Here is a 15158-nt window from a genome sequence, read left to right as displayed (position 1 = left end):
TTAGGGCAGGAACCCCCTGCCCCTTTTAATCTAATGCTATTCGCCTAAGTACTTTGCAATAATTTCATCATATGTACCGTTTGCCTTGATATTTGCAAGACCTGCATTAAACATATCAATAAGCTCTTGGTTGTCTGTGTTGAATATCGCAAATCCATATTCAGCAGGTTCATTACCAGTACCCTCAACAATCTTCATTGAAATACCAGTATCTTTAATATTTGAAGCCATAATTGGAGTATCATCGAAGCAAGCAGCAACCTGACCACCTACAACTGCCTGATACATCGTAGGAGAATCCTCAAAGTATGTAACAGTGAAACCGTACTCACTTGAAAGGCTCTCTGCGTAAGTAGCACTCATTGTACCTGTCTTAACTGCAACTGACTGTCCATTTAAATCCTCAAATCCTGTAATATCAGATGATGCCTCTACAGCCATAGACTGATTTGCATCATAGTATCCATCAGAGAAAACCCATCCAGATGCTTTTCTTTCGTCTGTAATAGATGCACCTGCAATCATTCCATCTGCCTGACCTGCCTGGCATGCTGCAATTGAAGCATCCCAACCTAGGGGCTTTAGCTCGTATTCAAATCCTTGATTTGCAGCTATTGCATCAAGAATATCAACATCAATCCCCACAAAGTCACCATTATCGTCTGTATATTCAAATGGCTTGAATGCAGTATCTGTTACAATTACCCATTTCTTTTCTGAACTAGCAGTAGTAGTGGTAGCTTCTGTGCTTTTTTCAGCACTAGACTGTTTAGAATTACTACCACATCCTGCCATTGTAGCTGTAGTCGCAAACACCAATAATAATGAAAGTATCATTTTTCTCATATCAAAGTCTCCTCTCTTTAATTCCTTTTAAGTATGCATATAGCTTTTTGCGCAACAAATGCTATAAACAAAAAAGGCGCCTGCTACCTTGTAGCAGACGCCTTCGTCCTTATTGCAAATAATATAACTGTTTTCTTTATAAAATGTCAACCTTAATTTACATTTTTTATTTAGTCTACTGTACTAAAGTATTGATTAATTGCTTAAAAGCTAAGCACATTCATTAATCAATTCTGGGCTTGAATAAAGAACAACTGGATCAATATCTATACAGTCTTCTTCTCCATTTTCACCAACATCCCAAGCTAGGGTGTCATTCATAATGCAGCACCTATTAATAAATATATCAATATCCCTTAATTGTTTAAAAACACCTTTATCCAAATTAGGATTCATATCATATTCAGTTATTTTCCCATCAGCAAAATATACCCAAACTTTATAATTAATTTGTGGTACTACTTGAACAATTTCAATCATATCTTACCTCAATGGCTCAATCTTTGTTAATGTTTCCATCATCTGCGCTAATTTCCAGTCTTCAAGCAATTCTTCTTTATGAATAATGGCCCAAGCTAAAACTAATTTCATCTGTGCAGATGGCAAATTTCCTTCTAGCACCCTAGCTTTATTAATATCTATCAAAGCTTTATAATCCCCATATTTTGCATGAAAATGGGGCGGGTTATGATCATCATAATACATCAAAATATCAATTCCAAAAAATCTAGATATAACTGGCATTATATTATCTCCTTCAATTATCTATTTTGATGATAACACAGATTTTATCTTCTGCACAGTGATAGTTCTATGAAACAAAATTTTCTATCATCTTTTTTCCATCTGGTGTGAGTATAGACTCTGGGTGAAACTGCAAGCCATACACTTCATATTCTTTATGTGCTACGGCCATTATCTCTCCATCATCTGTGGTGGCTAAAATCTTAAGATTTGTTGGCAAGCTCTTAGCCTCTGCTGCAAGTGAATGGTATCTTGCCACTTTTATAGTATCTGGCAAGCCTTTAAAAATCTTTGAGCTTGTATCTATCTTTACATCAGACTGCTTTCCATGCATAAGCTCCTTAGCGTAAGTGATATTAGCTCCAAAGGTCTCACAGATAGCCTGATGACCTAAGCATACTCCAAGAATAGGTATCTTTCCTGCAAAATGAGCTATCACATCCTCACATATACCTGCCTCAATTGGCCTGCCTGGTCCAGGAGATATGATTATATGGCTAGGATTTAGCTTTTCTATATCGCATATACGAAGTTCATCATTTCTCACAACCTTAATATCAGGATTAATTTCTCCCACAAGCTGATAGAGGTTATAGGAGAAGCTGTCATAATTGTCTATTAGTAATATCATTCTATTCCTCCCTCAGCCTGCTTGATGGCGTTTACCACAGCCTTTGCTTTATTAATACATTCCACTGCTTCCTTTTCTGGCACAGAATCATATACTATGCCTGCTCCTGAGCGAATATAAATGCTGTCATCCTTTTTATACACAAGCCTTATGGCAATGCATACATCTAAGTTTCCTGAAAAATCCAGGTATCCTATAGCTCCACCATAGATTCCTCGTTTGCTTTGCTCTAGTTCCTCTATTATCTGACAAGCCCTAAACTTGGGTGCACCAGAAAGAGTACCTGCTGGGAGTATAGCGTCCACTGCATCTATAGCATCCTTATCCTCAGAAAGCGCTCCCACCACAGTAGAGCCTATGTGCATTACATGAGAGAATCGTTCTATTCCCATATATTTATCAACAGCTACACTTCCAAGACGCGCGATTTTTCCTATGTCATTTCTACCTAGGTCTACAAGCATGTTATGCTCTGCTCTTTCCTTTTCATCAGCAAGTAGCTCTTCCTCTAATGCTTTATCTTCCATCCCATCCTTGCCCCTTGGTCTGGTGCCAGCCAGTGGAAATGTGCTTACCTTACCATCAGCCACCTTCACAAGAGTTTCAGGAGATGCACCTGCAATCTCTATATCAGAGCTGTTAAAATAAAACATATATGGAGATGGGTTGCTAGCACGAAGCAACCTGTAGGTATCAAACAAGCTTCCAGAAGCTTTGGCACTAAGCGGATTAGAAAGCACCACCTGAAAGATATCCCCTTCCTTAATATAGTGCTTAGCTTTTTCTACCATCTGACCATATTCTTCTGGTGTAAACTTTGGGGTGATTTCTGTCTTAAGTCTGATTGGTTCAAAATGCTTCTTGGCACCATTTTGTAATAGATACTTAATCTCAAGAAGCTTGTTATAAGCCCTTTCGTACTTAATATTAAGCTCGTCAAATCCTTCATTAAAATCATCGGTATAAGGTATTTTTTCATCCACCATTACACCTGTAATCAAATAGATTTTCTGCCTGAAATTATCAAATGCAATAACATCATCAAAGAGCATTAAATCCATGTCTTTGAAATCATCCTCACTATCGCATTTTAATCCAAGCTTAGGCTCAGCATACTTAATATAATCATAGGAAAAATATCCCACAAGTCCTCCTGTAAATGTGGGAAAGCCTTCAACCCTCGGAGTCTTGTATTTGGCAAGAATTTCCCTCAAGGTCTCATTTGGATGCTTTACATTTCTTTCTTCTATTAAAGCCTTGCTTCCTCCATTGTTTTCCTTGATTAACAGCTTGCCATCAGAACAGGTTATCTCCAGCTTAGGATTAAATCCTAAGAAAGTATATCGTCCCCATGTTTCTGATTGACTTGCGCTTTCCAATAGATAGCATTGATTACTTGTGTTTCTGATAATCCTCATAACCTCTATTGGGGTGTAGCCATCGGAAAGCATTTCAATCATTACAGGGATTCTTTTGTAATCTCCCTTTTTAGATAAATTTCTTACCTCATCAATACTAGGATGCATGGTAAGCCTCCTTTATGTCCTTAACAAATCTGCCAACTTCCTTTGGTGAATCCTTACCATATTTTTCAACCATTCTTACAATTGCCGAACCAACGATGGCGCCATCAGAAATACCTGCCATAGTAGCTGCCTGTTTCGGATTTGAAATACCAAAGCCTACAGCGCATGGTACATCAGTATTCTTTCTAACACGCTCTACCAGATCTTTAATATTGCTATTTATCTCCGCTCTTGTTCCTGTAACGCCAAGGCTGGATACCACATAGATAAATCCCTTCGCTTCCTTTGCAATCATGTCGATTCGCTCCTTTGATGTAGGGGCAATCATAGATATAAAATCAACATCATATTCCATTGCAACCGCCTCAAACTCAGCCTTTTCCTCAAAAGGAACATCTGGAAGGATTATTCCATCAATACCTGCATTCTTACAATTTGCAAAAAATCTATCCTTGCCATAAGAGAAAACCACATTGGCATAGGTCATAAATACAAGTGGTATTTTTACTGTTTCCCTAAGCTCTGCAACCATACCAAAAATATCATCTGTAGTAATTCCATTTGAAAGTGCTCTAATATTTGCACCTTGAATTACAGGTCCTTCAGCTGTAGGGTCTGAAAAAGGAATACCAAGCTCAATTAAATCTGCACCGTTTGCTTCCATCTCTATAACAAGCTTCTTAGTTGTCTCCAAATCAGGATCACCGCATGTAATAAATGGAATAAATGCCTTCTTATTGTTAAATGCTTCTGCTATTTTACTCATGGATGTCCTCCCCTCTGTAACGTGCTATTGCTGCACAATCCTTGTCGCCTCGTCCTGACACTGTAACTATGATAATCTGGTCTTTTTTCATTGTTGGAGCAAGCTTCTTCGCATATGCGATAGCGTGGCTTGACTCGATTGCTGCAATGATTCCTTCTGTCTTGGCAATATACTCAAATGCCTCTACCGCTTCCTCATCTGTAACTGGTACATATTTTGCTCGGCCGATATCATGAAGATATGCATGCTCTGGTCCAACTCCTGGATAATCCAAGCCAGCAGAAATTGAATAGACAGGTGCAATCTGACCATATTCATCCTGGCAGAAATATGATTTCATTCCATGGAAAATACCAATCTTTCCTGTATTTACTGTTGCTGCTGTCTCAAATGTATCAATGCCTCTGCCTGCAGCTTCACAGCCGATAAGCTCAACTCCCTCATCATTAATATAGTGATAAAAGCTTCCTATAGCATTGCTTCCACCACCAACACAGGCAATAACAGCATCAGGCAATTTTCCCTCTGCCTCAAGAATCTGGCTTCTGCTTTCCTTAGAAATAATAGCCTGGAAATCTCTTACAATAGTTGGAAATGGATGAGGTCCCATTACTGAACCAAGGCAGTAGTGTGTGTCATCTATTCGGCTAGTCCATTCCCTCATAGCCTCAGAAACTGCATCCTTAAGTGTAGCAGTACCAGATGTTACAGGAATAACCTCTGCTCCAAGAAGTCTCATACGATACACATTAAGAGCCTGTCTTTCAGTGTCTTCCTTTCCCATAAAAACAACACATTCCATTCCAAGGAGTGCTGCAGCTGTAGCTGTTGCAACACCATGCTGACCTGCTCCTGTTTCTGCAATCAGTCTAGTCTTTCCCATCTTCTTAGCAAGAAGCGCCTGTCCTAATACATTGTTAATCTTGTGACTGCCTGTATGGTTCAAATCCTCTCGTTTAAGATAAATCTTGGCACCACCTAAGTCTTCAGTCATCTTCTTAGCATAATATAGAAGGCTTGGTCTTCCAGCATAATTATTAAGAAGATCTGTAAGCTCCCTGTTAAACTCTGGATCATTCTTATAATGATTGTAGGCTTCCTCCAACTCAATCACTGCATTCATAAGTGTCTCTGGAATATACTGTCCACCATGTACACCAAATCTTCCATTGCTGTTTTCTACTACCTCGTCTTTTCGAACTGCTTCTACAAATTGCTTCATCTTATTCTTATCCTTGTGACTATCTGTCTCAATACCTGTACTGACATCTACTGCGTATGGCTTTGTTATCTCGATGGCATCTGCTACATTTTCTTTATTAAGACCACCTGCAAGAATAAATGGTCTATCAAGATATGTAAGAAGCTTCAAATCTTTGATTGGCACTCCATCACCACTTCCTGCATCAATCATAATCATATCTGCTGCTGACTTTTCTGCCTTAATTAATTCTTCTGGAGAATTAGCATTAAAGGTCTTGATAACAGGAATATTGTTATCCATAAGCTCTTTGATGTAATCCTCATCCTCATGACCGTGAAGCTGCGCCACATCAATAATGTTTTCTGTGTAAAGCTCCTCCACTGTGCTTGTAGGTGCATCCACAAATACACCAACAGCCTTGATTTCAGGATTAAGAAGGCTTTTTAGTTTCTTCGCCTGAGCCTTAGATACATTTCTTCTACTCTTATCGTAGAAGACAAAGCCAATGTATTCTGGCTTTAGCTCATTAGCATTTTTAATATCTTCTTCTCTTGTGAGTCCACATAGCTTTATGTTTGTCATCTTAATGTCCCCCTTAATTCCGCTAGCTTCATTTTTTTATCATCAGCTCGCATTAATGTTTCACCAATTAATACAGCATTTACCTTGGCATCTTGTAGTGCTTTTACATCATCACTTGTACTGATTCCGCTTTCTGATACAAAAATTATGTTTTCAGGAATCATCTGTCGTAAGCGTTTACTGTTTGATGTATCTACTGAAAAATCCTTCAGGTTACGATTGTTTACACCAATTACTCTAGCCCCTGCAGCTACTGCCATCTTGATTTCTTCTTCATCATGGGCTTCGACTAAAGCACTGATTCCTAGCTCATCGCAAATCTTAATATAGCTTGCTATCTGCTCTTTAGTTAGAATAGCACATATAAGCAGCACTGCCTTTGCACCAAGTAGCTTGGCTTCGTAAATCATATATTCATCTACAGTAAAATCTTTTCTGATGCATGGAATATTTACCGTATTTGCGATAGCCTTCAAATACTCATCACTTCCTAAAAACCATTTAGGCTCTGTTAGAACTGATATACAATCTGCTCCTGCTTCTTCGTACTCTTTTGCAATACTTAAGTAATCAAATTCCTCTGCAATTATCCCCTTTGATGGAGATGCCTTTTTGCACTCGCAGATAAAAGCGATATCGTCTTTACGAAGTGCTTTTTCAAATTCAAAATTCCCCTTTGGAAGGCTTAAAGCCTCTTCCTTAATCACTTCTAGTGATTTATTTTTCATTCCCTCAGCGACCCTTGTTTTAGCATGCTCAGCTAATTGATCAAGTATATTCATAGGCTCTCCTTAGCAAGCTCCACTTACAGCATTTGAAATCTCGTCTATTTTGTCCTCAGAAATCTCGTTACTTACAAGAATTAGCTTTTCTAGTGTCTTAAGCGCCTTGCCAGAATCAATTATCTCTTTAGCAAGCTCTACACCGTTCTTAAAGCTATCAGCCTTACCGCCAATATAAAGTGCTGCACCTGCATTAAGTAACACAGCATTTCTCTTGTGACCCTTTGCTCCATTTAGGATATCCTTTGTAATCTTGGCATTTTCCTCTGGTGTGCCACCCTTTAAATCATCCTTTGAACATTTCTCAAATCCAAAATCCTCCGGAGTGATTGTATATGTTTTGTACCATCCATCATTAATCTCACAAATCTTAGTATCAGCTGAAAGAGAAATCTCATCCAACTTATCCATGCCGTACACTACCATTCCTCTTTTTACTCCCAGATTAATTAAAACCTGTGCAAGTGGCTCAACCAGATATTCATCATACACACCAAGAAGCTGCATTGAAGGTGTAGCAGGATTTGTAAGAGGTCCTAATATATTAAATACTGTTCTAAATCCAAGCTCTTTTCTAATAGCACCTACATATTTCATTGATGTGTGATACTTCTGTGCAAAGAAAAAGCACATTCCCACCTCATTCAATAGCTCTACACATTTCTCTGGGCTTTGATTTATATTTACCCCAAGGGCTTCCAAGCAATCTGCTGTACCACAAAGTGAAGATGCAGCTCTGTTACCGTGCTTTGCCACCTTCATTCCTGCAGCTGCAGCCACCAGTGCCGATGTGGTAGAAATATTAAAGCTATGTGCATTATCTCCACCAGTTCCTACTATCTCAAACACATCCATACCTGTGTTTACCTTGATAGCATGCTCTCTCATTGCAGCTGCACATCCTGCAATTTCATCTGTTGTTTCTGCCCTGGCACTTTTAGTAGAAAGTGCTGCTAGAAATGCGGCATTCTGTGTTGGAGAAGTCTCGCCTCCCATAATCTCGTTCATTACTGTGTAGGCCTCATCATAAGTAAGGTCCTCTTTGTTTACAATTTTTACAATAGCCTCTTTAATCATGTTTACCTCCTGTAAAGGCTTCCCCCTTTTAGGGGGAAGCTGTCAGCGCAGCTGACTGATGAGGGTTTCTATCATACTTTTGTATAAAAAAAGTCCTTGATAGAAACCAGTTTCTAGTTTCTATCAAGGACGAATAATCTAATCCGCGGTGCCACCTTGATTCATAGGCTAAACCTATGCTCTTACAGGATACCATCATACCCCTGGCTACTAACGTAAGCCTTACGTCGTGCAATACTCTGACCTTGTCATTTCCTCACGCCCTCAGGAGTCCATTCCCTAATTGCTATCATACCGCATCCCACCATCGCGGCTCTCTATCATGAATCACAAAGAGGTACTCCTCTCCCTCATCGGTTTAATACTTTATTGTGTTGAAGTAACTATACCATTTGGTATATCTGTTGTCAACAATTATTTTTTTTATAATTTATTTCCTACCTTAAATCGATATTTTCCTTTACCCTTACCTTGGACTGGTGTGATAATATCCAATTCTTTCATTAACTTGATAATTTCATTTGCTCTAAATGATTTTATATTTAATAACTGTTCTACATTTGTTCTTCCAAAAAACTCTTTTTTTCCTAATTCATTATAAATCATTTGTATTTGCTTTCTCGAAATTGCAGATACATTATCCAGCGGTTGCACACCATCAATGTTTGGTTTTTGGGTCTCAATGTTTGGTTTTTGGGTCTCAATGTTTGGTTTTTTCTCAAAAGCATACTTTCCACTTATATGCATTTCTCTATTATGCAACTCATTGTTTTCATCTAGCAAAAGATTTCTAAGAAAAACCTCAACATATTCTGTTGTCTCATGAATGCCTTTTTGCAAATTAGAATAGTATCCTTCAAATAGTCAGATGTTTTCAAACCATCGACAGCTTGTAGTCCGATAGCCGTATTCCATGCATTGCCTTTCTCTCTTTTGCTAGGCTCTAGCTGCCTGTAATATTCTTCAAATGGATCTCGTTCCATAGAAACCTCCAAGTTTTTTTATCTAGTCACGTTTCTCTATACAATGCTTTTTCCAAGCTTATTATTTCTTGTTCTAACTTACAGTTATACTCAAGCATATATTCTAATATATCAACATATTTTGCTCTTTCGATTAATCTTCTCGCCTTAAGCTTGTCATTTTCAGTCAGCTCTTTTGTGTATTTTTTATACTTAATAAGATATTCTCTCTCCATAAACATAGGCTTAAACTCAATACCTGTAGCTGTTTTCAAATGCTCCAGTATATAAAATCCATCAGGATCTATATCCCCAAAATGATACCATTTTTTGTCTGAGTTATTGTGATAAATCAGTTTCAGAAAATTAGTCTTAGCTGAATTATGATAACCTGCAAGATAAATACTAAATGTATTAAGCGTATAATACCTATTGAATGAAGTCAGATTTTCAATTGTAACGATATTATCATCCATAATATCTATACTTTTTACTTCAAATATTGCATCTGATGTAAGTCCTATAGAAATATCATTATTCAAGCTAATTTGGTGTCCATCATTAAACTTGATAGTACCATTTCCCTTGAAATAAATATAAGATGGGTTAGCAAAAATCAAGTGTTCTTCTAGAATTATATGTTCAACTTCGCTTTTAACGTCAATACCATCAAGTCGATTATCATAATTACCGTATTTACGAAGAATAGAACACACCTTACTTTTATAGCTTTTTTCAAATGCTTTACTGTCTCCAAATTTTAAAATAGATAATTCTCTTTCAAGTAATGTATTCTTATTTCCTACTATTGTTTCTATCAGCTCAACAATATTCTTTAATTCAATAATACTATATAACGGCTTTTTACCTTGCTGTAATCTTTGTAATTGTTCATCGCAAAACTGGCAAAGAATATTGTCTTTATTGTTATGAAGTACTTCTTCAAGATATTTTTTTTGTTCTGCTAGAATATCAGTTTTCGTAACTCTACCCAAAAGACTATAATACATATCCCACTTTTCAGGCAATGCATATATTTTCTTAACTACTGAATCCCTATCATATGTAATTGATATTAATTCCTTTTCTTCTAGCTCACGAAGTTCATCTTCAAACTGATTCACCTTATCAACATCTGCGAAATCACTGTCATAATCAGTAAAAACATCTGTAGGTAACAAGTATATATGGCGATTAACCTTGCAATTGCCATCATACATTTTACTTCGCTCGTATTTATCAATTAATTTATTAAAAACTGTCTTTTGATTCTTGGATAATTTATCCTGCATATTGTCCCTCTATAGCGTATGAATAATTTCCTTTAGGATATAATGATACCGTTGTAGTGATGAATTGACCTATACTTGCAATCTTTTCAGGTGGAGCTGCATATATTACCTGGAAATCGTGCTCCTCAAAATATTTTACCATTTGCTCGATACGTTCTCTCGATAAAGCAGCAAATGCCTCATCAATAAATGCTAGCCTAGCACAACATTGGTTCTTAGGATAGCACTGCATCAGACTAGCGGCCAAAATAATAAAATAAGGAGTTTGCTTTTCTCCATTGCTTGCAGAACCCTGTTTTTTTGACAAGTCAGATGTTATAAGCTTGTCATCAATTGTTCTAGCAATCTCCATATCATATGTAAAATATCTTCGATAATCTGTGTATTCAAGTTCATCTTCCTCATCCAAAATGGTATCCATGAACTGCTTAATGTCATGCTCCATTTCTTCATCATCAGAACCACTTGCTATGTAAAAATCAGCACCAGCATACTCCGCAAGTTTATCACTGATTCTAAAAAATATTGTTCTATCAGGTTTTTCTTTCATTTTAAATTGATAGGTATCCTGCCCAAATGGTATTTGCTTTAGTTCTCTATTTATTGCGCCAATTTCATCCTTAGCTAGTCTTATAGCTTCATTTATTTCTCCAATAAAATCATGCATAAATGCACTTTGAAGATTTTTCTCCTGCTCATACATTTTGTTTTTAGCTTCTTCAAGTTTAACATTAGAAAGATTGTGCAATTCTTCTCTATAGATTGGAATATAGGCTACGCCTCTCCTACTGTTATCAGTCTCAGCTATCTTGCAGTATTCAAGCTGTTTATCCTCAAGCACCTTGGCTGCCTTGTCTACATCGCTAGCCATATTCTTAACATAATTTTCTGTAACAACACGTATTGTGCCTCTTGAAGCAAATGCTTTATCGTATTCATTTTCAGCATCAAATACAATTTCTGGATTAGATTTTTTCTTTGCTTCATACAACTCAATATATTTTTCAAGCTCGATTTTTAATTTTTCTTTGCCAGTTTTACACTGAATGATGCTACTTTTCAATCCACCTATGTCTTGTAGGAGCTTCGCATATTTTTCTTCGATCTCATCCTTTAACTGCTTTGATTTTTCCTGTTCTATAAGAATTTTGGCAAAATCAGGATTCTGCTCATACTCTTTTTTATCTGCTTCAATCTCAGCCTTTTTTGATTTATTCTTTATTAAAAGTGATGGAGCATCAAATCTATAATTATCAATATTTGTATCCAGCTTATCTAGTGAATCAAGTTTAATCTTACAATCCTCTTCAACTAACTTACAGCTTTCAATTTCTCCCATAAGTCTTTTTTGCTCTTGCTCGGCATGCTGTTTCTGAAATTTAATAGCATCACTTCCAAGACACATTTCTGTTTTCTCAACATTCATGTAGGAAATAGCATAACTTTTTGCAAGCATTCCATCTCTAGTCAAACCGCCCAATGGATATTCATGGAGTTCATCTAAATTTTCACAAAGATGAATGCCATTTAGCAAATAATTAGCATATCTTCTCGCAAAAAGGTTAGGTATACTTAAAGCAGCTGCTGCAGAACCTAACACAACATCAGATTCTGGCAATTTATCTGTCACAACAACATTAACATCATACAGTTTTCTATTATGTACAATTTCAATAACGTTTTTGCAATATTTTGCATCAACTATAAGGTTATATCTTTTTCTACCTAGAAAAGTCTCTATAGATGCTCTAAAGCTTTCATCCTCTATCTTTGCAACTAATTCAGCAAAGGTCCGCACTTCCGTTTTTATTCCCTGAATTGCTAATTCAGATTCAATAATAACCTTAGCTTCTCTAATCTTTTTAGGTAAATGCAAAATGTTAGCATCCAATTTTTTTATAATCTGTTCTTGTTCATTTAACTGATTTTCTAAATTGGCACGTTCATTTTTTTTATTATATTTGAGTTCAGAATATTTTTCTAATTCATCTTTATGTACATTGAGAAGCTTAATAAATACCTCGCTTTTCTTGCTACTAGAAACACTTTCAGATAAAAAATCATACAAAACATCATTTGAATTAATTAAATTTTCATTTCCTTGTACAAGCCATTCTAAATCAGTATTAATAAGCTCCTGCAATCCCCTTAGCTTAGTTACTTCTTTTTCCTGCGTTCCTAATTCTCTATCTAGTTCTTCTAATTGCCTATTAAGATTTTCTATTGATTTAGTAAAATTTTGAAAGTCTGTATTATTTATTGCAGCATTGTATCGCTCTTCTGCAAGCTTTCTTTCTCTTTCAATCTCAACTATTTTTACGTTGCTTTCTTTAAGTTCCTGCTCATGATGTATTAATCTAGCATCAACCTTTTTTATTTCTTCTTCACATACTTTCACACGCTGCAAATCCAAAATCATGTCTCTAACCAGATAGTTATGCTGCTTCTTTTCATAATCAGAAGCAAGCTCTTCTATCTCAGTTAAAACTCCTTTTGATTCAAGGAGATTATCATACATATTTTTTACTTTTTCGAATAATTCCTTTTGCTCACGTAGTTGATTAAGAGATTCTATTGGATTTGCATCCAACACGCACTCAGAAATAAACTGATTAATATTGTTCTCGGGATTAAAGGCCATCATCTTTAATAACTTCTTTTTATACAAGGCTGCATCACAACGCATTCCAAGAGCTCTTATTATTTGGTCTTTAGCTTTTTCTCGACCAATAAAATCTGTTCTTGTCAACTTCTTTCCTTTTACAATCAGTCTATTCCTTGGATATACAGACCTTATTCCATCTTTCGTTTCACAAAACTGAATATCTTCAATTTTAACATCGCGTAAAATAAACCAGTTAGAGCTAGCATCATTATCACTAGCTGACTCAATCTCTACCCCTATAACCATAGATGTATCTTCAACAGGAGAAAAGAATTCCATGGCTATGTAACTTACCACATCTCCCTCTCTAAGAAATCTGCTTGTGCCATTGCTTTTTGTGTCACCTCTTACATAAGACTTGACATTCCTATCTTTGTCTCTGGCAGCTGTATTAAACTGCGTATTACCAGTAAGCAAATATGTCATTGCATCAAGAACTGTTGACTTTCCACTACCATTCACACCAGTAAACAATGTTGAACCATCTAAGCTTATATTTTCATATTGAAACCTAGACCAATTAATAAGCAGCAATCTTGTGGCAGATTTTCTATTATTCGTCGAACTCATCTATCTCTTCCTCATCAAATCCATCATCTTCATCAACTTCTTTAAATCGCTCTTTTGCCTGTTCTACAAATTGCTTGAACTCTTCGCCATTTAAAGCAAACTGTATTGATGGATAAATTCTTATACTACAATCAACTTCTCCTATTTTTCCAATTACATCCACCAGATTGTACTTCTTAAACGTATCAAGAGTATTTGCCATAAGTGTTTTATTATCAATCTGGTCTTTTAGCCCATATTTTTCTAGCTCAAATCTTAAATCTGTTATATTAATAAATATATCCTTTTTTAAAGAGCCTTTTGATATCCTATCCACATATATTGTCCACAGACAGCATAAAACAATACTTTCAAATTTCTTAAGCTGTATTCTATTTGCCTGTATTCTCCTGGTTTCACTAACACTCCTATCGTTTTGAAGCATTACAACACCATTTTCCCTGTCCACTAAAATATCAAATCCAATATATTTGAAATACTCTCTAAACGGTTCTGGCCTTTTTGCTATAAAAAAATAAATTTTCCTGTTATCATCATCCTTATCCCTGACAATAAACGTATTTTTTAATAGTCGCCTAGCAGCTCTTTGAAATTGCTCCTTTTCTGATGAAGTATAATTATCCCAATGTTCTTCTATCATTTGTTATCCCTTCTGATTTCAAAATCTCTGATAATCATATTATTGCTTTCAACATAACCCTCTTTTGATGTTATCGTATATCCGTTATCCATAGAATAAGCAACCGCTGAAAGACTAACAAGCATGTCATCCTTTGATATAAGTGGTAATTCTGATGCGCAAACAGATATCTTACTATCCAATTGTTTATCCAAGAATTGTTTCATTCGTTCCTTAGAATAAGGATTAAAAGCGCTCTTTTTTTGCTCTTGCATTGCTTTTAACTTATCTTCGTCAGTCAGTATCTCATATTCCTGTTTAGTACTCTTTTTTATTGCTTTTTGTTTAACTGGATAGCGAATAGAATTTAAATCTATGAATTCATTTTTTTCAAGAGAAAAGAGGTTCATATATTCCTCAGGCATATTATCCTTCATTCCCAATTCATCCATCTCTTCAACAATATATTTAATTGTCTGTTCTACGCTTCCTCGGACATCAGCCCCCTTATTCCTTAAAAACCGTCCTCGGCCAACGGCAATTTGTAAATAGATATTAATCTTATGCTTAATATCAGCCATGATAGCATCATATTCATGTTCAAGAAAATGTCTTGTTTTATGTAACATATCCAAAACCTTATCTTTAGCTTCTCCTTCAGATATGTTATTTTCTAAAGCACATCCAATTATCAATACCTCAAATAATTCTTGATTATTCTCAAAAGCTTTAATGCTATTAACAATTGAACTTCGTAAGCGTAGTTACAGCTTACGGTGTTAGGATATTAAAAAGCTCCCTCGAACCGCTTAAATTAGCAGTTTGAAGGAGCTTTTATTTCGTCTGGGATTTCTTTTGACCATGGCAAAAGTTTTTCAATTATTTCTTTTGG

General features: G+C 36.1%; 14 protein-coding genes, 2 pseudogenes and 1 other annotated feature. All 16 genes and pseudogenes read right to left on the bottom strand.

Features of this window, described 5'->3' with window-relative positions; translation table 11 throughout:
• Positions 1 to 36: 36 nt before the first annotated feature.
• The gene (locus tag IJ535_RS05205; protein ID WP_330619502.1) at positions 37 to 846 is read right to left on the bottom strand and encodes a transporter substrate-binding domain-containing protein; all 810 of its coding nucleotides are present in this window, start codon (positions 844 to 846) and stop codon (positions 37 to 39) included.
• A gap of 210 nt (positions 847 to 1056) precedes the next feature.
• A complete protein-coding gene (locus IJ535_RS05200; protein ID WP_294299683.1) occupies positions 1057 to 1326 on the bottom strand; it encodes a DUF2442 domain-containing protein in 270 nt (89 codons plus the stop codon).
• Between the two features lie 3 nt (positions 1327 to 1329).
• Positions 1330 to 1590, bottom strand: coding sequence for a DUF4160 domain-containing protein (locus IJ535_RS05195; RefSeq protein WP_294295501.1), 261 nt, complete (start codon positions 1588 to 1590; stop codon positions 1330 to 1332).
• Between the two features lie 67 nt (positions 1591 to 1657).
• Positions 1658 to 2221, bottom strand: a complete 564-nt coding sequence (locus IJ535_RS05190; protein ID WP_294299679.1) for an anthranilate synthase component II — start codon at positions 2219 to 2221, stop codon at positions 1658 to 1660.
• Positions 2218 to 3747 carry an anthranilate synthase component I gene (gene trpE, locus IJ535_RS05185; RefSeq protein WP_294299677.1) on the bottom strand — a complete coding sequence of 510 codons (1530 nt, stop codon included), beginning with the start codon at positions 3745 to 3747 and terminating at the stop codon, positions 2218 to 2220. Before trpE ends, IJ535_RS05190 begins: the two co-directional genes overlap by 4 nt.
• The gene (gene trpA / locus IJ535_RS05180; protein WP_294299674.1) at positions 3737 to 4513 is read right to left on the bottom strand and encodes a tryptophan synthase subunit alpha; all 777 of its coding nucleotides are present in this window, start codon (positions 4511 to 4513) and stop codon (positions 3737 to 3739) included. Before trpA ends, trpE begins: the two co-directional genes overlap by 11 nt.
• A complete protein-coding gene (gene trpB, locus IJ535_RS05175) occupies positions 4506 to 5735 on the bottom strand; it encodes a tryptophan synthase subunit beta (protein WP_294299784.1) in 1230 nt (409 codons plus the stop codon). The genes trpA and trpB overlap by 8 nt, the downstream gene beginning before the upstream one ends.
• A pseudogene (locus IJ535_RS14175) lies at positions 5730 to 6299 on the bottom strand (phosphoribosylanthranilate isomerase); the annotation flags it as partial. The pseudogene IJ535_RS14175 and the gene trpB, both read right to left, overlap by 6 nt.
• Complete coding sequence (gene trpC / locus IJ535_RS05165) at positions 6296 to 7081, bottom strand: indole-3-glycerol phosphate synthase TrpC (RefSeq protein ID WP_294299672.1); 786 nt, start codon at positions 7079 to 7081, stop codon at positions 6296 to 6298. The pseudogene IJ535_RS14175 and the gene trpC, both read right to left, overlap by 4 nt.
• A gap of 9 nt (positions 7082 to 7090) precedes the next feature.
• Complete coding sequence (gene trpD, locus IJ535_RS05160) at positions 7091 to 8158, bottom strand: anthranilate phosphoribosyltransferase (protein WP_294299670.1); 1068 nt, start codon at positions 8156 to 8158, stop codon at positions 7091 to 7093.
• 122 nt (positions 8159 to 8280) lie between these two features.
• Positions 8281 to 8521 (bottom strand) — a binding site (T-box leader).
• Positions 8522 to 8581: 60 nt separating this feature from the next.
• The gene (locus IJ535_RS05155) at positions 8582 to 8941 is read right to left on the bottom strand and encodes a hypothetical protein (protein ID WP_294299668.1); all 360 of its coding nucleotides are present in this window, start codon (positions 8939 to 8941) and stop codon (positions 8582 to 8584) included.
• The gene (locus IJ535_RS05150) at positions 8935 to 9141 is read right to left on the bottom strand and encodes a hypothetical protein (RefSeq protein ID WP_294299666.1); all 207 of its coding nucleotides are present in this window, start codon (positions 9139 to 9141) and stop codon (positions 8935 to 8937) included. The genes IJ535_RS05155 and IJ535_RS05150 overlap by 7 nt, the downstream gene beginning before the upstream one ends.
• A gap of 26 nt (positions 9142 to 9167) precedes the next feature.
• Positions 9168 to 10412 (bottom strand): Wadjet anti-phage system protein JetD domain-containing protein, encoded by a 1245-nt coding sequence (locus IJ535_RS05145; RefSeq protein ID WP_294299663.1) that lies wholly within the window; start codon positions 10410 to 10412, stop codon positions 9168 to 9170.
• A complete protein-coding gene (locus IJ535_RS05140; RefSeq protein ID WP_294299661.1) occupies positions 10402 to 13647 on the bottom strand; it encodes an ATP-binding protein in 3246 nt (1081 codons plus the stop codon). Before IJ535_RS05140 ends, IJ535_RS05145 begins: the two co-directional genes overlap by 11 nt.
• Positions 13631 to 14287 (bottom strand): DUF4194 domain-containing protein, encoded by a 657-nt coding sequence (locus IJ535_RS05135; RefSeq protein ID WP_294299659.1) that lies wholly within the window; start codon positions 14285 to 14287, stop codon positions 13631 to 13633. The genes IJ535_RS05140 and IJ535_RS05135 overlap by 17 nt, the downstream gene beginning before the upstream one ends.
• Positions 14284 to 15015, bottom strand: a pseudogene (locus tag IJ535_RS05130) (Wadjet anti-phage system protein JetA family protein); the annotation flags it as partial. The pseudogene IJ535_RS05130 and the gene IJ535_RS05135, both read right to left, overlap by 4 nt.
• Between the last annotated feature and the right edge of the window lie 143 nt (positions 15016 to 15158).

Source organism: Pseudobutyrivibrio sp. (assembly GCF_017471675.1).
In the GTDB taxonomy this organism is placed as follows: Bacteria; Bacillota; Clostridia; order Lachnospirales; family Lachnospiraceae; genus Pseudobutyrivibrio.
The sequence above is the reverse complement of the archived record's forward strand: the minus strand, read 5'-3'. Positions and strand labels throughout refer to the sequence as shown.

Excerpts from the sequence above, each read along its gene's own strand:
- IJ535_RS05135 (WP_294299659.1), bottom strand. The coding sequence starts at position 14,287 with ATGATAGAAGAACATTGGGATAATTATACTTCATCAGAAAAGGAGCAA.
- IJ535_RS05190 (WP_294299679.1), bottom strand. The coding sequence starts at position 2,221 with ATGATATTACTAATAGACAATTATGACAGCTTCTCCTATAACCTCTAT.
- IJ535_RS05200 (WP_294299683.1), bottom strand. The coding sequence starts at position 1,326 with ATGATTGAAATTGTTCAAGTAGTACCACAAATTAATTATAAAGTTTGG.
- trpD (WP_294299670.1), bottom strand. The coding sequence starts at position 8,158 with ATGATTAAAGAGGCTATTGTAAAAATTGTAAACAAAGAGGACCTTACT.
- IJ535_RS05145 (WP_294299663.1), bottom strand. The coding sequence starts at position 10,412 with ATGCAGGATAAATTATCCAAGAATCAAAAGACAGTTTTTAATAAATTA.
- IJ535_RS05205 (WP_330619502.1), bottom strand. The coding sequence starts at position 846 with ATGAGAAAAATGATACTTTCATTATTATTGGTGTTTGCGACTACAGCT.
- IJ535_RS05150 (WP_294299666.1), bottom strand. The coding sequence starts at position 9,141 with ATGGAACGAGATCCATTTGAAGAATATTACAGGCAGCTAGAGCCTAGC.
- trpC (WP_294299672.1), bottom strand. The coding sequence starts at position 7,081 with ATGAATATACTTGATCAATTAGCTGAGCATGCTAAAACAAGGGTCGCT.
- IJ535_RS05140 (WP_294299661.1), bottom strand. The coding sequence starts at position 13,647 with ATGAGTTCGACGAATAATAGAAAATCTGCCACAAGATTGCTGCTTATT.
- trpA (WP_294299674.1), bottom strand. The coding sequence starts at position 4,513 with ATGAGTAAAATAGCAGAAGCATTTAACAATAAGAAGGCATTTATTCCA.
- trpE (WP_294299677.1), bottom strand. The coding sequence starts at position 3,747 with ATGCATCCTAGTATTGATGAGGTAAGAAATTTATCTAAAAAGGGAGAT.
- IJ535_RS05195 (WP_294295501.1), bottom strand. The coding sequence starts at position 1,590 with ATGCCAGTTATATCTAGATTTTTTGGAATTGATATTTTGATGTATTAT.
- trpB (WP_294299784.1), bottom strand. The coding sequence starts at position 5,735 with ATGAAGCAATTTGTAGAAGCAGTTCGAAAAGACGAGGTAGTAGAAAAC.